This window comes from Pseudonocardia sp. DSM 110487 (assembly GCF_019468565.1).
Lineage (GTDB): Bacteria > Actinomycetota > Actinomycetes > Mycobacteriales > Pseudonocardiaceae > Pseudonocardia.
Genome location: NZ_CP080521.1, coordinates 8,676,185 through 8,698,784, shown reverse-complemented (window position 1 = coordinate 8,698,784; position 22,600 = coordinate 8,676,185). Strand labels below are relative to the sequence as shown.

Sequence of the window (22,600 nt, the reverse complement as noted above, 5' to 3'; positions counted from 1 at the left end):
TGGAGCCACCGATGGCCGCGACGCCACCAGCCGTACCGGACATCATGGACCCCGGGCTGATCGCGGACCCGGTCGGCGGCTACGGGCGGCTGCGCGAGCAGGCGCCCCTGGTGCGCGGCCGCACCCCGGACGGGACACCCGCCTGGTTCGTCACGCGGCAGGCGGACGTGCGCACGGTCCTGTCCGACCCGCGCTTCGTCAACGGCGCCCGGTCGGTGCCGGGTGTGGAGGTCGACAGCGTGCGCGACAAGCTGGTCGAGATGGTCGGCATCCCGGCCGACCTCGCGCACTACTTCGCCGACTCGATCCTCGACTACGACGGCGAGGACCACTCGCGCCTGCGCAAGCTCGTGTCCCGCGCGTTCACCGTTCGCCGGATCAGCGCGCTGCGCCCGCGCGTCGAGGAGATCACCGCGGGCCTCCTGGACCGCATGTCCGGACTCGGAGAACCCGTCGACCTGGTCGCCGAGTACGCCTACCCGCTCCCGATCACGGTGATCTGCGAGCTGGTCGGCGTCGCGGAGGAGGAGCGGCCTGCCTGGCACCGGTGGAGCAGCGCGTTCATGCAGATGCGGCCCGACATGATGCCCGCCGCGGCTCGCGAGATGATCGACCACGTCCACGAGATGATCGAGCACCGGCGCGCCGAGCCGGCCGACGACCTGCTCACCGCCCTGGTCCAGGTGCAGGAAGCCGACGGCGACCGGCTCAGCGCCGACGAGCTCGTCTCGATGGTGATCACTCTCGTGATCGCGGGCCACGAGACCACGGCGCACCTCATCGGCAACGCGACGTACGCGCTGCTCACCCATCCCGACCAGCTCGACCTCCTGCGTGCTGACCCGACCCTGTGGCCCGGCGCCGTGAACGAGCTCATGCGCTGGTGCGGTCCGGTGCAGGTCGCCCGCATGCGCTACGCGGCGGAGGACGTGGAGCTCGGGGGCGTGGCGATCCGCCGCGGTGAGGTCGTGCAGCCCGTGCTCGTCTCGTCCAATCGCGACCCCCGCGAGTATCCGGAGGCCGAGCGGCTGGACGTCACGCGGCGACCGGCAGGCCGCGGTGAGGGCCATGTCGGTTTCGGCCACGGCCTCCACTACTGCCTGGGGGCGGCGCTGGCCCGGCAGGAAGGCGAGGTTGCGCTGCGGGCGCTCGTCGAGCGGTTCCCCCGGCTCGCCCTCGCCTCCGACGAACCCGAGTGGGTACCGGCTCCCGGGATGCGGCGGCTCGCCCGGCTTCCGGTGCGGCTAGGGCCTGGGTAGCCGACCTCCGAACTGGGTGCCGTCGCCGCCCGCCCGGATCCTGGTTGGGGATTGCTCCCCGGCCGTCAGTGGTCAACTCTCTCCGGTGAGGGGGACGGAGAGGGGTGAGGGAGATGGGCGGCGACGGCACCGGCGACGCCCCGGACGAAGCTGGTCGCGACGACGCGACCGTGCAGATTTCCGGGGTGGAGCTCTCGGGGGTGGCCACGCAACCGCGCGACGAGCCGGAGCCGGAGGAGGTCCCGGCCGAGGAACCGGTCGAGTCATCCGCCGACGAGGCCGAGCCGGCGGAGCCCGCGTCGTCCGCGGCCGCGGCGGCGCTGCTCAACCTCACCGGCCTCGGGCTCGGGTACCTCTACCTGCGGCGCTGGCTGCGGGCCACCGCCTGCATCGTCATCGTGGCGCTGATGGCCTGGATCGCCTTCGCCAACGACGCGTCCGGCTCACCGTGGCTGTGGCGGATCCTCGCCGCGACGTGGGCCGTGGCCACGGCGGCCGACGCGTGGGGCGTGGCTCGCGGCCTTCCGCGGCCCGCCACGCGGGTGCAGTGGCTGCGTCCGGTCGCGCTCGGGCTCGTCGCGGTGCTGGCGATCGTCGGAGCACACATCGGGTACGCCGGGGCCGCACGCGCCACGTACGCGGCAGGCCTCGAAGCCCAGGGCCGGGCCGACTGCGTCGAGGCGAGCCGCTCCTTCGACGCGCTCACCGGGCCGTACGAGCTCACGCTGAGCCGTGACGTCCCTGCCGCCGCCGTGAGGCGTGCCGAGTGCACCGATTTCCTCGGGGCCGAGCAGTCCGAGCGGACCGGTGCCCTCGCGGCGGCGGTGACCGCCTACCAGGCGTTCCGGCGCGACCACCCCGGCAGCCTGCTCGAGCCGTTCGTCCGCGAGGGCACGCGGCGCGCCCTGCTGGCGTGGGCGGTGGCGTTGCGTGGCGCGGGCGACCTGGACGGTGCGATCGCCCGCTACGGCGAGCTGCTCCGGGAACTCGGCGGCGAGCAGGGCACGGCGCAGGTGCGTGAGGACCTGGCGGCCACGCACGTCGAGCGGGCGTCGGCGGCCCGCGCGTCGATGGCCGGGGCCGCCGGCGGGGCGCGCGTCGACGCGATGCGTGCCGCGATGGACGATCTGTTGCTGGTCGGGCGGGAGCTCGGCGACACGCAGACGGCCGCCGGTGTGCCGCAGGCCGTCCTCGACACGTTCGCTGAGGCCAACTCCGCGTTCGCGGAGGGGCGGTTCTGCGACGCGCTCCCCGTCCTCGACTACGCCATCACGCTGCCCGATGCCGCGGGTGTCGCCGCGGTGGCGAACGGCGACCGCGCGCGCTCGCTCTCCGGGTGTGGGCTCGCGAACTTCGCCGCGGGTGACTACACAGGTGCCACAGATCGCTTCCAGGCGCTGATGACCGACTACCCGAACGACCCGGGGGTCCCGCAGGCCCGCTCGGCTCTGATCACCGCGGAGGTGGGCCGTACCGCGGCCGCACCGTTGCCGCTGCCCGCGCCGATCGACGCGCCCGCGAGCGAGCCGGTGCTCGTCTACAACGCGACCTCCAGCAACGTCCGCGTGCTGGTCACCGGGCCCACGGCGCAGGAGGTGACCCTCCCGGGATGCCCCGGCTGCCCGGTGTCCTACCCCGTGGGCACCGAGTCCTGTCCCGGCCCGGCGGGCAAGCCGTCGAGCACGATCCGGCTCCGCCCCGGCACCTACTACGTGCTCCAGGACCGGGAGCAGGTCGGGCCGGACGATACGGTCGGTGAGATCGCGGTCAAGCCGGGTGGCGGCATGCTGTGCGTGTGGGTCCGAGACAGGTAGTTCAGGTGCGCGCGCGCAGCAGCATCAGCAGGTAGGCCGCGAGCGTCTGGGCGTCGACCAGCTCCGAGCGCCGGACCATGTCCTCGAACTCGGCGATCCTGAACCACCGGGCCCGCATGTCCTGCTCGCTGTGCTCACGGCTGATCGGGCCTTCGCGCAGGTCGGTCGCCAGGTACACGTGTTCGCGCTGGCTGGACGTGCCGGGGGCGAGGTCGAGGTCGCCGAGGAACTCCATGTGCCCAGCGATGAGCCCGGTCTCCTCGGCGAGCTCGCGGGCGGCCAGCTCGGCGGGGTCGACCTCCGCGCGGTCCGGGGCCGTCCCCATCGGGAACTCCCACCGTCGCTTGCCGATCGGGTAGCGGAACTGCTCCACCAGGTGCAGCCGGTCGCCGTCGCGGGGGATGACGATGGCGGCGGTCGGCTTGTCGACGACACCGTAGATGCCCTCGGACCCGTCGTCGCGGCGAACGGCGTCTTCCCGGACCGTCATCCACGGGTTGGCGTACACCTGGCGGCTGCTGATCCTCTGCACGCCGCACACCGTGCCCCGTGGCGGCGTCGGGCACGATTCCGGGGGTGCGCGCGTCCCGCCTCGTCACCCTGCTGTTCACCCTCCAGCGCGTGCGCGGAGCGACGGCCGCCGAGCTCGCGAGGGAGCTGGAGGTGTCGGAGCGCACGATCTACCGCGACGTCGCGGCACTTTCCGCCGCGGGCGTGCCGGTGTGGACCGAGCCGGGACGCGGAGGCGGGATCCGGCTGCTCGAAGGCTGGCGGACGCGCCTCGACGGGCTGACGGCCCAGGAAGCGGCCGCGATCTTCGCGGTCGGCGCCCCGCAGGTGCTCGCCGAGCTCGGGATGAGCGCGGCGCTGGCCGGCGCGCAGGCCAAGTTGCTCGCCACCCTGCCCGCGGACCTGCGGGAGCAGGCGCGGGCCGTGGCGCAGCGGTTCCACCTCGACGCGCCCGGCTGGTTCCACACCCCCCAGCAGGTCACCCAGCTGGCCGCCGTCGCGGAGGCGGTGTGGGACCAGCAGCGGCTGCGCATCGGCTACCGGCGCGGTCGCGATCAGATCGTCGAGCGGACCCTCGATCCGCTTGGGCTCGTGCTGAAGGCGGGCACCTGGTATCTGGCCGCGCGCAGCGTCAGCGGAGCGCGCATCGACTCTGTGCGCATCGACGCCGCCGGCGTCGACGGCACCGTCCGCACGTACCGCGTGGACCGGATCGTCGAGGCGCAGCCCACCGGGGAGCGTTTCGAGCGGCCGGCGGATTTCGAACTGGCCGAGTGGTGGGCCGGGGCCGCGGGCCGGTTCGAGAGCCAGATGCTGCGCGCCACCGTCCGGGTGCGGGTGGGTCCGCGCGGGCTGAAGTTCCTGGCGGGCGCCGTCGACCACGACGCCGCGCTCCGCGCGATCGCGCACGCCGGTCCACCGGACGCCGATGGCTGGCGCGAGCTGGAGCTCGACGTCGAGAGCATCGCGGTTGCGGCAGGCCAGCTCACCGCTCTCGGCGGGGAGGTCGAGGGGCTCGACCCGCCGGAGCTGCGGACCAGGTTGGCGGCGGCCGGCATGGCGTTGGCCGCCCGCAACGCGCCGCGTTGACCCCCCTACGCTCGCCATCGTGCGTCTCGTCATCGCCCGGTGCCAAGTGGACTACGTAGGGCGACTCACCGCCCACCTGCCCATGGCCCCGCGGCTCCTGCTCGTCAAGGCCGACGGTTCGGTCAGCATCCACGCCGACGACCGCGCCTACAAGCCGCTGAACTGGATGAGCCCGCCGTGCTGGCTCGAGGAGCAGCCCGGCGTGTGGACCGTGCGCAACAAGGCCGAGGAGTCGCTCGTGATCACGATCGACGAGGTGCTGCACGACTCGAAACACGAGCTCGGCATCGACCCCGGCCTGGTGAAGGACGGCGTGGAGGCGCACCTGCAGGAGCTGCTCGCCGCGCACCCCGACGTGCTGGGCGACGGCTACACATTGGTGCGCCGGGAGTACATGACCGCGATCGGCCCGGTGGATCTGCTGTGCCGCTCCGCCGACGGCGGTTCGGTCGCGGTGGAGGTGAAGCGCCGCGGCGAGATCGACGGCGTCGAGCAGCTCACGCGCTACCTGGAACTCATGAACCGCGACCCCCTGCTCGCGCCGGTTGCGGGGGTGTTCGCGGCGCAGCAGATCAAGCCCCAGGCCCGCACGCTGGCCGAGGACCGGGGCATCCGGTGCGTCACGGTCGACTACAACGCACTGCGCGGGGTGGAGAGCGACGACCTGCGGCTGTTCTGAGCCGCAACAGGATCGTTATCCCGGCCTGAGTGCCCGGGTACCGCAGGACCGTACGGGTGAAGGTCCGGGACGTCGAACATCCCAGCGGAAACGCGCAGAAGTACCAGTATCCCGGTATCGCGGCGAGTCTCCCGCCGGCTGGGTAACCGAGGTCGGTAACGGCGTGGCGCTCTCGACCGACATTGGCGACGTAACCCAAGCCCGAGCTCCCCGATGGGCGCGCCACCCCACCGCGCCATCCGCCCTTTTTTCTGGAGGTCGCTGCAGAACTGCGTGTCGCCGGCCGCGACGGCCTGGGTGAAGCCCGACGACACCGCTGAAACTCCGATCGGCGCCGGCTGGTATTCGGCATCGGTTTGTCGTTGTGGCCGTCCGGTCCAATTGCCACTCGGTTCGAAACCCACACTCCCGGCGGATACCCCGATCCGTCCGGCAGGAATGTGCCTCGGCGCAACAGCTCCGCCATGCACAGATCGCTGCCGACCAACCATTCAGGAGAGGCACGTTGAAGAGGACTGCCGCCGTAGCCGCGGCCACGTTCATCTCGCTCGCCGTCGTGGCGACGCCCGCGTGGGCGAGTGACACGACCGCAGAGCCGCACCGGCGCGGGTGCGATGTCGCGCAGACGACCACACCGCCCCCGCCGGTCGTGCCCCCTCCGCCCCTGGTCACGGCGGTCGTGCGGCCGCCCATCTCGGACCCGGGCCCGGCCACGGAGGTTCCGCCGCCTCCACCCGTCGAGGAGCCGGCTACGGAAGTGCCGCCCCCGCTGGTGGAGGCCCCGCGGTCGGAGGCGCCGCCTCCGCCCGTCAAGGACGAGGAGCCGGAGCCGCAGCGCCCGGAGGAGCCCACCGAGCCGGCGACCGACGACGACTCGGCTGAGTCGGAGCCGGAGTCGGAGCCCGAGGTCCCCGTTGTCAGCGAGGATGTCGCTCCGGTGGCCTTCGTCGGTGGCCTCGCCCGCCCCGGCTGGTGTGATCACGGCGGACGTGATCACGACGGACATGGCCCGGATTGGCGTGACCACGACTGGCGGCAGTGGTGGCGTGACCACGACGGACGCGACGACGATCACGACGGCCACGACGACGACGGCGACGACTCCGTCAGCTACGACAACTGCGACGAGGTGCGGGATGCCGGCGCGGCCCCGATCTTCTGGTGGGAGGACGGCTACGCGGACCACCTCGACCGCGACGACGACGGTATCGGCTGCGAGTGGGGCGGCTCCGGTGACCGAGACGACGACAACGGCGACGACAACCGCGACGACGACCGCGACGACAACGGCGACGGTGACGGCGACAACGACGACTCGTCGAGCGACGACGGCGACTCGTCGAGCAGCGACGGCGACTCGTCGAGCAGCGACAACACCGTCTCCGTGAGCGACCACAGCTACAGCGGTTCCATCCCGTTGCCGGTCGGCGGCGTCGCCACCGGCGTCGGCCCCGCGAAGTGAGACTCCTCGTCGGGCTCGGGGCACTCGCCGTCCTCCTGGTCGGCGGGTGCTCCGCCCCGGCCGCCGAGGCGCCCGTCCCGCCGCCGCAGGCGCCGCCGGCGCCCGTGGTGGCCGACCCGGTGTCGGTGTCGATCCCGAAGCTCGGTGTCGAGTCCGATCTGATCGACCTGGGCCTCAACCCGGACGGTTCCGTTCAGGTGCCGCCGGTGGAGCATCCGGAGATCGCCGGGTGGTACGCGGGCGAGAAGATCGACGTGGACGGCGACGAGACGAAGCCGGGCCAGCGCGGTTCGGCTGTGATCGCCGCCCACGTGGACGGGCTGACGCCGACCGGTCAGAAGGGGCAGCCTGGCCTGTTCGCCCGCCTGTCGACGCTCGTGCCGGGCGATGAGGTTCTCGTCGAGCAGGGCGGCGACAACCGTCTGCGGTTCGTCGTCGAGTCGGTGGAGTCGTTCAAGAAGGATGAGTTCCCGGGGCAGCGGGTCTACCTCGCCGACGACGCGATCCGGCTGAACCTGATCACCTGCGGTGGTGCGTTCGACGAGAGGACCGGCCACTACGTGGACAACACCGTGGCCTTCGCGAAGCTGGCGCCCTAGCCCGGGCCCGGGGACCGAATCGGCGAGAGTCGGCCACTACTCCAGGGATTACTCTGGAGTAATGACCGCCACCGAAGCGCCTGCCCCGGTGACCTTCGAGTCCCTCGATCCGCGCACCGGCGACGTCGTCGGCACGCATCCGGTGCACGACGAGGCGGCGGTGCGCGCCGCGGTGGCCCGGGCGGCATCGGGTGCCGCGTGGTGGGACGGGATCGGCGCCGCCGAGCGCAAGCGACTGTTGGCCGCCTGGCGTGCGGTGCTCGTGCGCAAGCTCGACGACCTGGCCGGCGTGGTGGTCGAGGAGACCGGCAAGCCGATCGACGACGCGCGCCTCGAGCTCGTCCTCGCGATCGACCACCTCGACTGGGCCGCCAGGCACGCCGAGAAGGTGCTCGGCCGCCGCAAGGTCGCTCCGGGCCTGCTGATGGGCAACCAGGCGGCGAGCGTGACCTACCGGCCGTACGGCGTGATCGGCGTGATCGGGCCCTGGAACTACCCGGTGTTCACGCCGATGGGCTCGATCGCCTACGCGCTGGCGGCGGGCAACGCCGTGGTGTTCAAGCCGAGCGAGCTCACCCCTGGCGTCGGCGTCGCGCTCGCCGACACGTTCGCCGAGATCGTCGACGGCCGCCCGGTGCTGCAGGTCGTCACCGGGTTCGGGGAGACGGGCGCCGCCCTCTGCCGCGCCCCGGGCGTCGGGAAGGTCGCTTTCACCGGCTCGACCGCCACCGGCAAGCGCGTGATGGCCGCGTGCGCGGAGAGCCTGACACCGGTGCTCGTCGAATGCGGCGGCAAGGACGCGATGATCGTCGACGCCGATGCGGATCTCGACGCGGCGGCCGACGCGGCCGTGTGGGGCGGCATGTCGAACGCAGGCCAGACGTGCGCGGGCGTGGAGCGGGTCTACGTGCTCGACGCGGTCGCCGAGGAGTTCACCGCGAAGGTCGTGGCGAAATCCAGGGGGCTGCACGCCGGATCGGGCGGCGCGTACGGACCGATGACGATGCCGGCGCAGGTCGACGTCGTGCGTCGGCACGTCGACGACGCGCTGGCCCGCGGCGGGCGTGCCGTCGTCGGCGGGGCGGAGTCGGTGCACCCGCCGTTCGTGGAGCCGGTCGTGATCGTCGACGTCCCCGAGGACAGCTGCGCGGTCACCGAGGAGACGTTCGGGCCGCTGCTCGTGGTCAACCGCGTGCCGGACGTCGACGAGGCGGTGCGGCGGGCCAACGCCACCGCGTACGGCCTGGGTGCCTCCGTGTTCTCCCGTGCGCGTGGCGAGGAGATCGCGGGGCGGCTGCGCTGCGGCATGGTCGCCGTCAACGGAGTGATCTCGTTCGCCGGCATTCCGGGCCTCCCCTTCGGGGGAGTGGGCGACTCGGGCTTCGGGCGCATCCACGGCGAGGACGGGCTGCGCGAGTTCGCCCGCCCGCAGGCCGTGGCCAGCCAGCGGTTCCCGCTTCCCGTGCCCGTCACCAGCTTCTCCCGGAGCGCCCGCACCATGAAAGCCCTGATCGGGCTCGTGCGGGTTCGTCACGGGAGGTAGCTCTCACACTCCGCGACCGCGCCCCGGATGGGAGGATCGCGGCGGTTCGTCCCTCGGGGAAGCGGGAGGTCAAGCGTGCGCGAGTTCCGGACGGTCGGGGTTGTCGGCCTGGGCACGATGGGAGCGGGCATCGTCGAGGTGTTCGCCCGCAACGGTCTGCAGGTGCTCGCCGCCGAGGTCGACGCCGAGGCCGTCGAGCGCGGGCGGGCCCACCTGGAGACGTCCACCGCGCGAGCGGTCGGGCGCGGCAAGCTGACTCAGGAGGCCGCCGACGAGCTGCTCGGCCGCATCACCACCACCACGTCGCTCGCCGATCTCGCCGAGGCCGACCTGGTGGTCGAGGCGGTGCCCGAGCACCTGGACCTGAAGGCACACGTCCTCGGCGAGCTGGACCGCGTGTGCCGGCCCGACGTGATCCTCGCGTCCAACACCTCCTCGTTGTCGGTCACCGAGCTGGCCGTGCACACCGGCAGGCCCGGCAAGGTCCTCGGGATGCACTTCTTCAACCCGGCGCCGGTGCAGAAGCTCGTGGAGCTCGTCCGCACCGTCGTCACCGAGCCCGACGTGATCGAGGACGCCCGCGCGTTCGTCGCGTCGCTCGACAAGGTGCCGGTCGTCATCGGCGACCGCGCCGGGTTCATCGCCAACGCGCTGCTGTTCGGCTACCTCAACCACGCCGCGCGGATGTACGAGGAGCGCTACGCCACCCGAGAGGACCTCGACGCCGCGATGCGCTACGGCTGCGGCTACCCCATGGGCCCGCTGGCGCTGCTCGACCTCATCGGGCTGGACACCTCGTACGAGATCCTCGACACGATGTACCGGCAGTCGCGCAACCCGCTGCACGCGCCGGCACCGATCCTGAAGCAGATGACCACCGCGGGCCTGCTCGGTCGCAAGAGCGGGCGGGGCTTCTACACGTACGCCAAGCCGCACAGCTCCGAGGTGGTGCCGGACGCGCTCACCCCGGGCTCGAAGATCCCGGCCGACGTTCCGGTGCGCGAGGTGCAGCGGGTCGGCGTGGTCGGCACGGGCACGATGGCGTCGGGCATCGTCGAGGTCTTCGCGAAGGCCGGGTTCGACGTCGTGGTGCGCGGGCGCAGTGAGTCGAAGGTCGAGGGCGCGGTCGCCGGCATCCGCAAGTCGCTGGACAAGGCAGTGGTGCGGGGCAAGATCGAGGAGCCGGAGCGGGACGCCACGCTCTCGCGGATCACCACCACCACGCGGCTGGAGGACCTCGCCGACGTCGACCTCGTGGTCGAGGCCGTCGCAGAGGAGCTCGACGTCAAGCGGGCCGTGTTCGCCGCATTGGACGAGATCTGCAAGCCGGGCGCGATCCTCGCCACCACCACGTCGTCGCTGCCCGTCGTCGAGTGCGCGGCGGCCACGACCCGCCAGCAGGACGTGCTCGGCCTGCACTTCTTCAACCCGGCGCCGGTGATGAAGCTGGTGGAGGTGGTCTCCACGATCACCACCTCCGCCGACGCCACCGCCACCGGCATCGCGCTGTGCGAGCGGCTCGGCAAGGTCCCCGTCTCGTGCGGGGACCGGGCCGGTTTCATCGTCAACGCGCTGCTCTTCCCGTACCTGAACGACGCGGTGAAGATGCTGGAGGCGCACTACGCCACCGCCGACGACATCGACGCGGCGATGAAGACCGGCTGCGCCCTGCCGATGGGTCCGTTCGAGCTGCTCGACGTGGTGGGTCTGGATGTGTCGCTGGCCATCGAGCGCACGCTCTACCACGAGTTCCGGCTCTCCGGGTTCGCGCCGGCGCCGCTGCTGGAACACCTGGTGACGGCCGGGCGGCTGGGTCGCAAGACCGGTCACGGATTCCGGGACTACAACGGTCGCTGAGGGGCAGCAGTGCCTCGCTCGAACCGCCACCGTCGCCCGGAGCATGCGCCGCTGCGCTCGGCCGCCGCCACGCGCCGCGAGTCCGCGGCCGACGGTGACTGGGTGGTGCGCAGCGTGCCGGGCTCGGCCGCCGGGAAGGACTACCGCTGCCCCGGCTGCCAGCAGCTGATCCGCGCAGGCACCGGGCACGTCGTGACATGGCCTGCGGACGATCTGGGCTCCGTGGCCGACCGCAGGCACTGGCACGTGAGCTGCTGGTCCGCGCGTTCGCGGCGGCGCCCGGGTTAATCGGAGTGGTGGACGAGAACGGCACCGAGGAGCCGGACCAGATCGGCCCGCTCGTGGGAGGACAGGGGGGCGAGTAGTTCGTCCTGGGCGCCGGCGAGCAGCCGGTCGAGGGTCGCCAGGAACTCCCGCCCCGCGTCGGTGATCGCGATGACGTTGCGGCGACGATCGTCCGGGTCGGGCGTGCGCTCCAGCCGACCGGCCGCTGCGAGCTCGTCGACGAGCGCGACCATGTCGCTCCGGTCGATCCCGCACCGCCTGCCGAGTGCCGCCTGACTCGCCGGGCCGAACTCCTCCAGCGCGGAGAGGACGGAGTAGTGCTGCCGCCGCGCGCCCGCAGAACCCAGCGCCTCGGCGATGATGCGCTGCGCGGGCAGCGCGACCTGGTTCAACAGCCAGCTGGGCAACGAGCGGAGCCGGGCAGGGGCGGTGCGGACGTCCACCCACACACCCTACCAATCCGTTGGCAGGGCCAACGTTTTTGGTTTATCGTTGGTTGGACCAACGAAACGGAGGATGTTCCCGTGACCGATCGACAGGACATTGAGAACCTCGTGCAGCGCCTCGCGGCCTGCCTGGACGACGGCCGGTTCGACGACATGAAGTCGCTCTTCACAGTCGACGCGACGGCCAGAACGCCCGGCGGCACCGCGGAGGGACGCGATGCCCTGATCGCGCAGGCAGCCCGCAATCACACCCCCGACACGGCAACCCAGCACCTCCTCGGCGGCCTCCTGATCGAGCTCACTGAGGACACGGCCTCCGTCCGCGCGAACGCCCTCGTGACTTTCGCCGACCGAGCCGACGGACGGCCGGAGCTCACGATGGGCGAGGTGTACCGCTTCTCGGTCAGCCGTACGGGCGAGGGCTGGCGCCTGACGAGAGTGGAGACGGCGCCCACCTGGCGGACGCGGGGGAGCGCAGCGCCGGCGGCGTAAGCCGCCCGCGCGCACCCGGACCGCGACTCGCGCGAGTGTGTCAGCGGGGGGTCGAACCGGCCCTCGAGCGGCGCCGTTGGCGGCGGGACGGGTGGCGGGCCGGGATGCCGGCCGCTGTGGCCGAGTCGTCGGTGTCCTGATCGCCGGTGCTGTCCGCGTCGCCGTCGTCGGCCGTCTCTGCGTCGGCTTCCTCCGCGTCCGCCCCATGATCAGCGTCGATGGAGGGATGGCCCTCGGAGAAGGCCGTTGTCACGTCGTCGGCGGTGCGCGCTGCGGGGATGAGCTGCTCCGGCGCCAGATGAAGCGACCCGAGCGTGTCGTCGAGCATCGCCCTGGTGCGGGTGAGCTGCTCCGCCATGAGGGCGCGGGCGGTGACCAGCTCGTCAACCCGGCGCTGCGCCTCGGCGAGGCGCTCCCGGGCCTGCTCCTCGGCGCGCGCGATCGTCTCCCGCGCCTGGGCCGCAGCCGCTTCGCGTAGCCTCTCGGCCTCGCGGAGGGCGGCCGTGTGCTTGGCCGCGAGGGCGGAGAGCGACTCGGTTCGCCGCTGGTCCATGGCGATGGTGAAATCCTCCTCCACCAGCTTGCGGCGGGCCTCCGAATCCGCCCACGCCCTGGCCTGCGCCTCTTCGGCGGCCTCGATCCGCGCGGCAAGGTCGGCCTCCGTGGAGGTGCGTTCCGCGGCCAGCCGCTCGCGTGCCTCCTGGAGCTCCAACGCGACCGCCGCGCGTTCCTCCTCGAGCTCCTTCCGAATCTTCTCGGCCTCGATGCGCCCCTCCTCGTGGATGGCGGCGGCGTCGGCCTGTGCGGCGGCGCGGGTCTGCGCAGCCTCCGCCTCGGCCTCCTTCGTGCGCCGGGTCGCGTCCGTCTCGGCGCGGGAGAGCATGTCGGCGACCTCGTCCTCGGCGAGCCGCAACATCGCCCGGATCCGCTCGGTGGTTCCCTGCGGGCTCTGGTTCGGGCTGGCAAGCGTGCGGACCTGCGCCCGCAGCTTCTCCGCCCGCACCCGTGCCTCGTCCAGCTCCCTCGCCAGCTGCACGGCCTGCGCGAGCGCAGCATCCCGGTCCGTCTCGAGGATGCTGACCTCGGCGTCCAACCGGCGCAGATGGGCGTCGACCTGCCCCTGGTCGTAGCCCCTGCGGACGACCTCGAAGCCGGCATCGGACGGGGGAGGTGAGGGGTTCCCGGCCATGTCGTTCACCGTACCGGGCGGGCCTCAGAGGGTGGTCGGCTGCGCGTTGAGGGGGTGAACAGCCTCACCCTTGTGGGTGGTGCCGGGTGGATCAGACCCCACGGAAGCGGTTTATCGCGTCCACGTGGCGGGCACGCTTCTCCGGATCGGTGACGCCGAGTCCCTCCCGCGGGGCGAGCGTGAGCACGCCGACCTTGCCCTGATGGCTGTTGGTGTGCACGTCCAGCGCGGCCTGCCCGGTCTCGTCGAGCGGGTAGACCTTCGACAGCGTCGGGTGGATCAGGGCCTTGTCGATCAGCCGGTTGGCCTCGAACGACTCGCGGTAGTTGGCGAAATGCGACCCGATGATCCGCTTGAGGTTCATCCAGAGGTAGCGGTTGTCGTAGCTGTGCTCGTAGCCCGACGTGGACGCGCAGGTGACGATCGTGCCGCCCTTGCGCGCGACGTAGACGCTCGCGCCGAACGTCTCGCGGCCCGGGTGCTCGAAGACGATGTCCGGGTCGTCACCGCCGGTGAGCTCGCGGATCCGCGCGCCGAAGCGTTTCCACTCCCGCGGGTCCTGGGTGTGCTCGTCCTTCCAGAACCGATAGGCCTCCGCGGTGCGGTCGATGATCAGCTCGGCACCCATGCGCCGGCAGATCTCGGCCTTCTGCGGTGACGAGACCACGCAGACCGGGATCGCGCCCCCGTTCAGCGCGTACTGGGTTGCATACGAACCGAGCCCGCCCGACGCGCCCCAGATCAGGACCGTGTCGCCCTGCTTCATGGCCGCGCCGTGCCGGGAGACGAGCTGGCGGTACGCGGTGGAGTTGACCAGGCCGGGGCAGGCCGCCTCCTCCCAGGTCAGGTGGGCGGGCTTGGGCATCAGCTGGTTGGACTTGACCAGTGCGAGCTCCGCGAGCCCTCCGAAGTTGGTCTCGAAGCCCCAGATGCGCTGCTCCGGGTCGAGCATCGTGTCGTCGTGCCCGTCTGGGCTCTCCAGCTCGACGGACAGGCAGTGCGCCACCACTCGATCGCCCGGCTTCCAGCGGGTGACGCCGGGGCCCGTGCGAAGGACGACGCCCGCGAGGTCGGAGCCCACCACGTGATAGGGCAGGTCGTGGCGCTTCGTCAGCTCGGACACCCGCCCGTAGCGGCGCAGGAAACCGAAGGTCGGCATGGGTTCGAAGATCGAGGTCCAGACCGTGTTGTAGTTGATGGCGCTCGCCATCACCGCAACGATCGCCTCGCCGGGGCCCAGCTCGGGCGTCGCCACCTCGTCGAGGTGGAGGCTCTTGCGTGGATCCTTCTCACGCGTGGGGATGCCGGCGAACATCTCCGCCTCGTCGGCGTGCACCGTGACGCCCCGGTAGTGGTCGGGCACGTCCAGTCCAGGGACGGCGTCGAACTGCTCGGCGAGGATGGCGTCGCGGATTTCCTGCACGGCTGGCCTCCGTTGGCTCGAGTCGTGACCCGGGCGAAAGTTACTGCGCAGTATAGTACGCATGTGCTTGGTCCGACGCCGTGACGGCCGCCACTGAGACCGATTCAGTGCTGCTCAGAGGGCTGAACCAGTTCCACGAGCACGCCGCCGGCGTCCTTCGGGTGCACGAAGTTGATGCGCGATCCCGCCGTGCCGCGGCGCGGTTCGTCGTAGAGCAGGCGCAGGCCCTTCGCGCGCAGGGCCTCGCAGCTCGCGTCGACGTCAGTCACCCGATAAGCCAGCTGCTGGATGCCGGGGCCGCTGCGGTCGAGGAACTTCGCGATGGCGGAGTCCGCGCGCAGCGGGGCCAGCAGCTGGATGGCCGCGCCGGAGTCGCCGGGGGCGGACAGCATTGCCTCCCGGACGCCCTGCTCCTCGTTGGTCTCGGTGTGCGTCGCCACCAGGCCGAAAGTGGAGGCGTACCACTCGATCGCCGCGTCGAGGTCCGCCACCGCGATCCCGACGTGGTCGACCGCGAGGACCGTGTGTTCTCCCATTTCCGGACGATAACCGGCGGCACTGCGTGCCGACAGGTGTGCGAGTCGTCACGGCCGCGAGGGTGCCTACCGGCGGGTATCGTCGGATCGCCCGCCAGCGCAGCCGATGGAGGTCAGTCGTGTCCGGATCCGTGATCGTCGCCGGGGCCCGCACGCCGATGGGCAAGATGTCCGGCGCGTTGAAGGACTTCAGCGGTGCTCAGCTGGGCTCCGTGGCCATCAAGGCTGCGCTCGAGCGGGCGGGCGTCGCTCCCGATCAGGTCCAGTACGTGATCATGGGCCAGGTGCTCACAGCTGGGACGGGGCAGATCCCCGCCCGGCAGGCCGCGTTCGGGGCGGGCATCCCGATGGACATCCCGGCACTCACGATCAACAAGGTGTGCCTGTCCGGGCTCGACGCGATCGCGCTGGCCGACCAGCTCATCCGCGCCGGCGAGTTCGACATCGTGGTGGCCGGTGGGCAGGAGTCGATGACGCAGGCGCCGCACCTGCTGCCGAAGTCGCGCGCCGGGTTCAAGTTCGGCGACGTCACGATGCTCGACCACATGGCGCACGACGGGCTTTTCTGCGCGTTCGACCAGCTGCCGATGGGCGCGTCCACCGAGAAGTTCAACGCCCGCTACGGCGTCACCCGCGAGGACCAGGACGGCTTCGCCGCGCGCTCGCACCAGCTCGCCGCGAAGGCCGCCACCGACGGCACGTTCGACGCCGAGATCGCACCCGTCACCGTGCCGCAGCGCAAGGGCGACCCGCTCGTCGTCTCCACCGACGAGGGCGTGCGCGGCGACACCACCGGCGAGAGCCTCGCGAAGCTGCGCCCCGCGTTCTCCTCCGACGGCACGATCACCGCCGGCTCGTCGTCCCAGATCTCCGACGGCGCGGCCGCCGTGGTGGTGATGAGCCGCGCGAAGGCCGAGGAGCTGGGGCTGACCTGGATCGCCGAGATCGGCGCCCACGGCGTCGTCGCGGGCCCGGACGCGAGCCTGCACGAGCAGCCGGCCAACGCGATCGTCAAGGCGTGCGAGAAGGAGGGCATCGCGCCCACCGACATCGACCTCGTCGAGATCAACGAGGCGTTCGCCGCCGTCGGGCTGGTCTCCACGAAGAAGCTCGGGATCGACCCGGACAAGGTCAACGTCAACGGAGGCGCGATCGCGCTCGGCCACCCGATCGGCATGTCCGGCGCCCGGCTCGCGCTGCACCTCGCGCTGGAGCTCGGACGGCGTGGCGGAGGAGTCGGCGCCGCCGCGCTCTGCGGTGGAGGCGGCCAGGGCGACGCGCTGATCATCCGCGTTCCGGCATCGAGCTAGCGGCCAGGTGTCGCGGCGGCCGGGTGTTCCGGAGCTCGTCGAGCGCGCCCGGGGTGGCGAGCAGCTGGCCGTCGCGCGGCTGATCTCCCTCGTCGAGGACGGCGCCGACGCCGCCCTGCGCGAGGTGGCCGCCGCGCTCGGCCCGCACACCGGACATGCGCACGTCGTGGGCGTGACCGGCCCGCCCGGCGTCGGGAAGTCGACCACCGCGTCGGCCGTGGTCCGCCTCCTGCGGGCGCAGGGCCGGAAGGTGGGTGTGCTCGCCGTCGATCCTTCCTCGCCGTTCTCCGGCGGCGCGCTGCTCGGTGATCGCGTGCGGATGGGCGAGCACGCCGCCGACGACGGGGTGTTCATCCGTTCGATGGCCACCCGCGGCCACCTCGGCGGGCTCGCATGGGCCACCCCGCAGGCGCTGCGCGTGCTCGACGCGGCCGGGTGCGACGTGGTGCTCGTCGAGACGGTGGGAGTGGGCCAGTCCGAGGTGGAGGTGGTGGCCCTCGCCGACACCACCGTCGTGCTGCTCGCACCGGGGATGGGCGACGGCGTGCAGGCCGCGAAGGCCGGGATCCTCGAGATCGCCGATGTGTTCGCGGTGAACAAGGCCGATCGGGACGGCGCCGCCCAGACCGTTCGCGACCTGCGGCAGATGCTCGCCTTCGGGGAGCGGGGTGCCGAGGACGCGTGGCGCCCGCCCGTGGTGCGCACCGTGGCCGCCCGCGCCGAGGGCGTGGACGAGCTCGTGGCCGCGCTCGACGCGCACCGGGACTGGCTCGACCGCGGCGGGGAACGGGCCCGTCGCAGGCGGGCGCGGGCGGAGGCCGAGATCGAGGCGATCGCGCTCGAACAGCACCGGAACCGGATCGGCGACCTCCGTGGTGCGGTCGGGCTGACGCAGCTCGCCGAGCGGGTGCTCGCCGGCGAGATCGACCCGTACGGGGCGGCGGACGAGCTGACGGCCCGGCTGGGTGGGCGCGCGCTGTAGGGCACTGGCGGCGCCGCTCACGCACCCCGTTCCAGCGTGCGCTACCGCTCGATCGGGCGCATGGGCTGCGTGGGCCGGGTTCAGGGTGCGTGGGGAGTAGCCGATGGGCGCAGGGCCGCCAGGCGTTCCTGCGTACGGGTCGAGCCGATGCGCTCGGCGAGCGCGTGGGCGGCGCGGGCGTGGGCGGCCGCGTCGTCGGGGTGCTCGACGGCCAGCGTGAGCGCGAGGTCGGCGTGCACAGCGGCGCGATGGCGGGCCGAGCGGGGCGGAGCGGTGAGGGCACGCCGCAGCGGGTGGGCCGCCGCGGGATCACCGAGGACGGTGAGCGCGTGGCCGTGCCAACGGTCGAGGTCGGCGAGCTCGACCGCGACGGCCGGCTCCACGGTGTCGGCCGGCAGCCGCCTGCTCACGGCCGAGATGGCGCGGCGCGCGGCGGTGGCGTCGCCCAGCGCTGCCGCGGCTCCGGCACGGGCCCCCGCCACCCGGGGACGTGCGGTGCGGGGCAGCGCCGGCTCCACCGCGTCGAGCAGCGAGATCGCGGCCGCGGCTTCGCCGACATCGATCAGGACGGTGGCCTGGCCGGCGACGACGTCGGCAGCTGCGTCGGGCAGGTCGGCTTCGGCGGCTGCCGTGCGCGCGAGGTCGTACCGCTGCCACGCGATGTCCGGCCGGCCGCGATCGAGCTCCTGCCCTCCGGCGAGGATCGCGGCCGGGGCCAGCACGGTGGCCACCGCCGCGCGCCGGGATGGGGCGAGCGTGTGACGGCCGGTCTCGTCCAGCCGCTCGACGAGAGCTCGGACGAGCTCGCCCGCTCCGGTGGCCCCGAGCTCGTCGTCGAGCCGCGTGGCGACGTCGAGCTGCTCGCGCCACAGAGCCAGCGCGGCTTCGTCGAGCGCCGCGGCCGCGGCGAGTGCGGCCCTGAACCGGGCCGGTGCACCGGCTGCCGCCGGATCGGCCGGAGGAGCCGCGATGCCGAGCTCGGCAGGCGTGCGGCCGTACAGCTCTCCGAGCAGGGCTCGGTACTGCGGCTCGGGCACCGCGTGGCCGTTCTCCCATCGGGAGAGCAGGGTCTTGAGGCTCGCGGCTCCCGCCACAGGGGCGCCGCTCGACCGGGCGAGTGTGACCAGCTCGCGCGCGGCCTGCGACTGCGACCAGCCGCGCTCCGCGCGCGCCGCTCTCAGCCCACCCGCCCCGATGCGTCCGGTCATGGGGCGGCGAGCGCCCATCCCTCGGCGGTGCCGTCGATGCGGGTTTGCGGGCTGACGACCAGCGCGCCCTGCTGACCCGCCGGCGCGGCGGTGCTGATGTCGAGGAACGTGGAGACGGCGGTGCCGTCGAGCAACACGTCGCCTGTGAACTGAACGCGCTCGAAGGAGACCCCTCCGTTGAGCCGCGCCTCGCGCAGATCGAGGCGCCCCTTGAAGGACGCACCGGTGAACAGCACGGGCTTGGCGGCCTCCAGCTGAGCGAGCCGCGTGATGCCGTGAAAGCGGGCGCGGCGAGCGATGAGGCGCCCGATCCGCCTGCCTTCCAGCCGGAAGTGCTCGAGGCGCGCCCCGGAGAGGTCGAGGTCATAGATGCGCGGGTCGGTGTCGGCGCCCCACGGGAGCACGTCGGTGATCAGCCGTTGGGCAGTGAGTCGGACCTCCCGTTCGCGGTCGGCCTCCGGATCGCTCTCCTCGGCGGCGCCGTCGGGCTCGTCGCGCAACTCCGGGTGGTCGAACGGTCGGCGCAGGTAGGCGCACAGGACGTCGAGCACCGTCTGCTTGTAGCGCGGAGTGGAGCCCGCGAGCCATGCGAGGGAATGCAGCGCGCCGACCCGCACCTGGTCGGCCTCGTTGCCGAGCAGTTCGACGGACCGCGCGAAACGTTCGTCGGCGACCTTGACGCCCTCCAGCTCGTGGCGGTCCTCCTCGATCCGGCGCCTGCGGTCGTTGAGCCACAGAGCGTAGAGCGCGACCACCGCGCCTCCGCTCAGCGCGCCCGTGCGAACGGCCTCCGACCGCGGCGCCATGGGCTCGACGAGCAGGAGCACCGCCGTGGTGGCCACCGTGACCGCGATCGCCACGATCACCGTGGCCAGCAGCATCAGTCGACCCTTCAACCTCATCCCCCCGCGGTCCCGTCCGTCGCGATTCCAGGATGTCGGGGATGCGACCTAGTGTCAACGGGGTTGCCGCAACAGCGCGGTAACGCCTGGAGAGGGGGGCGTCATGGATCTCACGACGTGTTCGGCGTGGGCGCTGGCCGGGTCGGCCGGTGGCGCGATCGGTGGCTACTGCGCCGGCAGGCGGCGGCGCAGGCGAGCGGAGAGGCCTGCCCGTGCGGGCAACCGCCCCGGATCGGGGAGGAGGCGGAGCCGGTCGCGACGCGCGGCCATGCGCTCGTGGCCGGGTGGCGCTGGGCACCCGGCACCGCCGCCCGGCAGCGAAGGAGGGAGCGACGTGGAGCGGGGCTGAGCGCATCCGGCCGGCTCGGTACATGACGGCGGCCGGTGTGGCGGCGTCAGCTGCGGGCTTGCTCGTCGCGCTCCTCGAAGTCGCCCGCCGCCCGGCGCACCCGCCCCAGCAGCGTGGTGAGCTGGGACTCCTCGTCGGGGGTGAGGCCGCTCAGTCCGAAGTCGATGGCGGTCACCGACTTGGTGGCCGCTTCCCGGAGCGAGGAGCCGGCATCGGTGATCTCCACGAGGGTGGCGCGCCGGTCGGTGGGGTGCGGGATGCGGCGCACGAGGCCGTCGGCCTGCAGCCGGTCGACGATGTTGGTCACGCTGGTGGGGTGCAGTTGGAGCCGCTCGCCCATCACGCGCATGGGGAGCCGTCCGGTGCGGGAGAAGGTGAGCAGCACGAGCGCCTCGTAACGGGCGAAGGTCAGTCCGTGCGGCCGCAGGGCCCCGTCCACTGCGGAGAGGAGGATCTGCTGCACCCGCATCACGCTGGTCACCGCGGCCATGGTGCGGGCCGGGCCGATCCGCTCGTCCCACAGCTCGGCGGCGCGCAGGATCGGGTCGAAGGGCAGCGGCTGCCGACTGGCCATGGCTCGCGACGTTAGCAGTGTTGCTGTCACGAGCTCGGATCGTCATCTGGTACGGGATCGAGTCGCGGTTCTCCGGGTCGCGGCCGCAGGGGCGGCTGGGGCAGTGTGGCCCCATGCTCTTCGCCTTCAGCATCGCGCCGGCAGGTACGCCCGGCGACAGTGTGAGCGCGGCGGTCGCCGACGCCGTCCGCGTGGTCCGGGAGTCGGGCCTGCCCAACGAGACCACCTCGATGTTCACCACGATCGAGGCGGAGACGTGGGACGAGGGGATGGCGGTGATCAAGCGCGCGGTCGAGGCGGTGCAGGCCCACGCGCCTCGGGTGAGCCTGGTGCTCAAGGCCGACATCCGGCCCGGTCACACCGGTCAGCTCCGGTCGAAGGTGGAACGGGTCGAGGCCGCCCTCGAGGAGAACTGAGAGAGCGGGGACACCGGAGAGGGCCGCACGGTCACCGTGCGGCCCTCTCGCGTGCAGACGTCAGCCCATGGCGACGTTCAGGGTGAAGAAGAAGACGCCGATCAGGATCGCCGCGCCGCCGAGCGCCATCGCGATCTTCGCCTGCTTGGCGGCGGCGGGGCGGCGGACCGCGGCGGCGCCGAGGCCGATGGCCCCGGCGCCGACGATCCAGCCGACGATCGAGATCGGGCTGACGAGCAGTGCGATCGCACCCACGATCAGGGCCACCTTGCCCAGCACCGGGCTCTCGCTCTTGGCGGTCTTCTTGCGGGCGTCCTCGAGCAGGCGGTCGGCGACGGTGTTCTCCGTGCTCATGCAGGTTCCTTCGAGTGAGGGAAGCCGCGGGGTGCGGCCGAGCGGATGTCTACGCAGAGCGACCATCTGATCACTCACACATGCTCAACGAGTGGCGGGCTGGTCTGGTGCTCGCCCGGTCTGGTGATCGGTGGCGGAGCGCGATCGATGTATTGCGCGCCGTGGCCACGCGTCGTGACGAGTTCCCGAGAATCCGGCCCCGTTCGGCGGATGTTCGGCGGCCGCGCGCGGTTCCCATGGCCGGTGGCAGGATGAGTGGCGTGTCTCGACCCGATCCCCGTCAGGCGGCACAGACGGCCGCGTTGTCGCGCGCAATGGCCGGTGCCGTGGATCTATCCGCGCTGAAAGCCCGCTCCGACGCGGCCGCCCGCCAGAAGGCGGCCCCGCCGCGGTCCGACGGCGACGGCGGCGCGAGTCAGTTCGTCGTCGACGTCGGGGAGCAGAGCTTCCAGACCGACGTGCTGGAGCGCTCCATGCAGGTCCCCGTCGTCGTCGATCTATGGGCCGAGTGGTGCGGCCCCTGCAAGCAGCTCTCGCCGGTGCTCGAGCGCCTCGCGGAGGCCGGTAACGGGGCCTGGATCCTCGCCAAGGTCGACGTCGACGCCAACCCGCGGATCGCGCAGGCCTTCGGCGTGCAGTCCATCCCGATGGTGGTTGCCGTCGCGGGCGGGCAGCCGGTGGACGCCTTCACGGGTGCGCTCCCCGAGCCGCAGGTCAAGCAGTGGATCGGCGCCCTCCTCGACGCGCTGCGCGAGCGGATGCCGGCCATCGCGCAGGCCGAGGCAGGTGCGGCGAACGGCGCGCCCGCCGAGGAGCCGGAGGACCCGCGGTTCACCGCGGCCGAGGACGCCCTCGAACGCGGCGACTACGCCGCGGCCGAAGCGGCCTACGAGCAGATCCTCGCCGTCGAACCGGCCAACGAGCAGGCCAAGGCCGCGCTCTCGCAGGTGCGCTTCCTCGCAAGGGCGGAGTCGGCCGACCCGTCCGCCATCGCTCGCGCCGACGCAGCGCCCGACGACGTCGACGCGCAGCTGGCCGCGGCCGACGCCGAGGTGGCGAGCGACCGCGCCGAGGCGGCGTTCAACCGTCTCATCGGCACGGTCGCGCGCACGGCAGACGATGAGCGCGATCGCGTGCGCGAGCACCTGGTGAGCCTCTTCGAGCTGTACCCGGCCGACGACGCGCGCGTCAGCTCCGCCCGCCGAGCCCTGGCCCGCGCCCTTTTCTGACCGCTCGCGGCCGGGGCGAAGCGCTCCAACGTGCCGATGATCGTTCCGAGATCGCAGACCGGCGCCCTCGCGCGGGCGAGAACCGCGATCTCG

23 protein-coding genes are annotated in these 22,600 nt (G+C 72.5%); 14 read left to right on the top strand and 9 right to left on the bottom strand.

Translation table 11 applies throughout. From position 1 onward, the window contains the following. The first annotated feature begins 11 nt into the window (after window positions 1-11). Window positions 12-1,259, top strand: coding sequence for a cytochrome P450 (locus tag K1T35_RS40695; RefSeq protein ID WP_220257007.1), 1,248 nt, complete (start codon window positions 12-14; stop codon window positions 1,257-1,259). Between the two features lie 104 nt (window positions 1,260-1,363). Continuing rightward, complete coding sequence (locus tag K1T35_RS40690; protein ID WP_220257006.1) at window positions 1,364-3,073, top strand: tol-pal system YbgF family protein; 1,710 nt, start codon at window positions 1,364-1,366, stop codon at window positions 3,071-3,073. Window position 3,074: 1 nt separating this feature from the next. On the opposite strand, the gene K1T35_RS40685 is transcribed toward K1T35_RS40690, so the two are convergent. Then, on the bottom strand, window positions 3,075-3,605 hold the full coding sequence (locus K1T35_RS40685; protein ID WP_370645229.1) for an NUDIX domain-containing protein: 531 nt from the start codon (window positions 3,603-3,605) through the stop codon (window positions 3,075-3,077). A gap of 44 nt (window positions 3,606-3,649) precedes the next feature. Between K1T35_RS40685 and K1T35_RS40680 the strand changes: the two genes are divergently transcribed. The 7 genes from K1T35_RS40680 (at window position 3,650) to K1T35_RS40650 (ending at window position 11,100) form a co-directional block, all read left to right on the top strand. Then, window positions 3,650-4,672, top strand: coding sequence for a YafY family protein (locus K1T35_RS40680; RefSeq protein WP_220257004.1), 1,023 nt, complete (start codon window positions 3,650-3,652; stop codon window positions 4,670-4,672). 19 nt (window positions 4,673-4,691) lie between these two features. Beyond that, window positions 4,692-5,351, top strand: a complete 660-nt coding sequence (gene nucS, locus K1T35_RS40675; RefSeq protein WP_220257003.1) for an endonuclease NucS — start codon at window positions 4,692-4,694, stop codon at window positions 5,349-5,351. 505 nt (window positions 5,352-5,856) lie between these two features. Continuing rightward, window positions 5,857-6,813: an excalibur calcium-binding domain-containing protein gene (locus K1T35_RS49660; protein ID WP_304940836.1), complete on the top strand. Its 957-nt coding sequence runs from the start codon at window positions 5,857-5,859 to the stop codon at window positions 6,811-6,813. Then, entirely contained in the window at window positions 6,810-7,412 is a 603-nt protein-coding gene (locus K1T35_RS40665) for a sortase domain-bontaining protein (RefSeq protein WP_220257002.1), read from the top strand. Before K1T35_RS49660 ends, K1T35_RS40665 begins: the two co-directional genes overlap by 4 nt. A 61-nt stretch (window positions 7,413-7,473) precedes the next feature. Then, complete coding sequence (locus K1T35_RS40660; RefSeq protein ID WP_220257001.1) at window positions 7,474-8,955, top strand: aldehyde dehydrogenase family protein; 1,482 nt, start codon at window positions 7,474-7,476, stop codon at window positions 8,953-8,955. Window positions 8,956-9,030: 75 nt separating this feature from the next. Further along, a complete protein-coding gene (locus K1T35_RS40655; RefSeq protein ID WP_255621253.1) occupies window positions 9,031-10,812 on the top strand; it encodes a 3-hydroxyacyl-CoA dehydrogenase family protein in 1,782 nt (593 codons plus the stop codon). A 9-nt stretch (window positions 10,813-10,821) separates the two neighbouring features. Beyond that, window positions 10,822-11,100, top strand: a complete 279-nt coding sequence (locus K1T35_RS40650; protein ID WP_370645228.1) for a hypothetical protein — start codon at window positions 10,822-10,824, stop codon at window positions 11,098-11,100. On the opposite strand, the gene K1T35_RS40645 is transcribed toward K1T35_RS40650, so the two are convergent. After that, the gene (locus K1T35_RS40645) at window positions 11,097-11,540 is read right to left on the bottom strand and encodes a MarR family winged helix-turn-helix transcriptional regulator (protein ID WP_220256999.1); all 444 of its coding nucleotides are present in this window, start codon (window positions 11,538-11,540) and stop codon (window positions 11,097-11,099) included. The two genes, K1T35_RS40650 and K1T35_RS40645, sit on opposite strands and share 4 nt — an antisense overlap. 81 nt (window positions 11,541-11,621) lie before the next feature. Here K1T35_RS40645 and K1T35_RS40640 point away from each other — a divergent pair, with 81 nt between their 5' ends. Continuing rightward, window positions 11,622-12,035 (top strand): nuclear transport factor 2 family protein, encoded by a 414-nt coding sequence (locus tag K1T35_RS40640; protein ID WP_220256998.1) that lies wholly within the window; start codon window positions 11,622-11,624, stop codon window positions 12,033-12,035. A gap of 40 nt (window positions 12,036-12,075) precedes the next feature. On the opposite strand, the gene K1T35_RS40635 is transcribed toward K1T35_RS40640, so the two are convergent. The 3 genes from K1T35_RS40635 to mce all read right to left on the bottom strand — a co-directional run bounded on the left by K1T35_RS40635 (window position 12,076) and on the right by mce (window position 15,183). Then, complete coding sequence (locus K1T35_RS40635) at window positions 12,076-13,224, bottom strand: hypothetical protein (protein WP_220256997.1); 1,149 nt, start codon at window positions 13,222-13,224, stop codon at window positions 12,076-12,078. 91 nt (window positions 13,225-13,315) lie between these two features. Next, a complete protein-coding gene (gene ccrA / locus K1T35_RS40630; protein WP_255621252.1) occupies window positions 13,316-14,647 on the bottom strand; it encodes a crotonyl-CoA carboxylase/reductase in 1,332 nt (443 codons plus the stop codon). Between the two features lie 104 nt (window positions 14,648-14,751). Next, the gene (gene mce / locus K1T35_RS40625) at window positions 14,752-15,183 is read right to left on the bottom strand and encodes a methylmalonyl-CoA epimerase (protein ID WP_220256995.1); all 432 of its coding nucleotides are present in this window, start codon (window positions 15,181-15,183) and stop codon (window positions 14,752-14,754) included. Between the two features lie 119 nt (window positions 15,184-15,302). Between mce and K1T35_RS40620 the strand changes: the two genes are divergently transcribed. Further along, window positions 15,303-16,493: an acetyl-CoA C-acetyltransferase gene (locus tag K1T35_RS40620; protein ID WP_220256994.1), complete on the top strand. Its 1,191-nt coding sequence runs from the start codon at window positions 15,303-15,305 to the stop codon at window positions 16,491-16,493. Between the two features lie 7 nt (window positions 16,494-16,500). Further along, complete coding sequence (gene meaB, locus K1T35_RS40615) at window positions 16,501-17,475, top strand: methylmalonyl Co-A mutase-associated GTPase MeaB (RefSeq protein ID WP_220256993.1); 975 nt, start codon at window positions 16,501-16,503, stop codon at window positions 17,473-17,475. An 80-nt stretch (window positions 17,476-17,555) separates the two neighbouring features. Here meaB and K1T35_RS40610 read toward each other — a convergent pair whose 3' ends face one another. From K1T35_RS40610 to K1T35_RS40600, 3 genes are all read right to left on the bottom strand, one after another. Beyond that, the gene (locus tag K1T35_RS40610) at window positions 17,556-18,683 is read right to left on the bottom strand and encodes a helix-turn-helix transcriptional regulator (RefSeq protein ID WP_220256992.1); all 1,128 of its coding nucleotides are present in this window, start codon (window positions 18,681-18,683) and stop codon (window positions 17,556-17,558) included. Then, the gene (locus tag K1T35_RS40605) at window positions 18,680-19,564 is read right to left on the bottom strand and encodes a pentapeptide repeat-containing protein (protein ID WP_220256991.1); all 885 of its coding nucleotides are present in this window, start codon (window positions 19,562-19,564) and stop codon (window positions 18,680-18,682) included. Before K1T35_RS40605 ends, K1T35_RS40610 begins: the two co-directional genes overlap by 4 nt. Before the next feature lie 416 nt (window positions 19,565-19,980). After that, window positions 19,981-20,508 carry a MarR family winged helix-turn-helix transcriptional regulator gene (locus K1T35_RS40600; protein WP_220256990.1) on the bottom strand — a complete coding sequence of 176 codons (528 nt, stop codon included), beginning with the start codon at window positions 20,506-20,508 and terminating at the stop codon, window positions 19,981-19,983. 113 nt (window positions 20,509-20,621) lie between these two features. On the opposite strand from K1T35_RS40600, the gene K1T35_RS40595 reads away from it, so the two are divergent. Then, on the top strand, window positions 20,622-20,924 hold the full coding sequence (locus K1T35_RS40595) for an MTH1187 family thiamine-binding protein (protein WP_220256989.1): 303 nt from the start codon (window positions 20,622-20,624) through the stop codon (window positions 20,922-20,924). A 60-nt stretch (window positions 20,925-20,984) separates the two neighbouring features. Here K1T35_RS40595 and K1T35_RS40590 read toward each other — a convergent pair whose 3' ends face one another. Then, entirely contained in the window at window positions 20,985-21,278 is a 294-nt protein-coding gene (locus K1T35_RS40590; RefSeq protein WP_220256988.1) for a hypothetical protein, read from the bottom strand. 314 nt (window positions 21,279-21,592) lie between these two features. Between K1T35_RS40590 and K1T35_RS40585 the strand changes: the two genes are divergently transcribed. Beyond that, window positions 21,593-22,507, top strand: a complete 915-nt coding sequence (locus K1T35_RS40585) for a tetratricopeptide repeat protein (protein ID WP_220263163.1) — start codon at window positions 21,593-21,595, stop codon at window positions 22,505-22,507. Window positions 22,508-22,600: the final 93 nt, after the last annotated feature.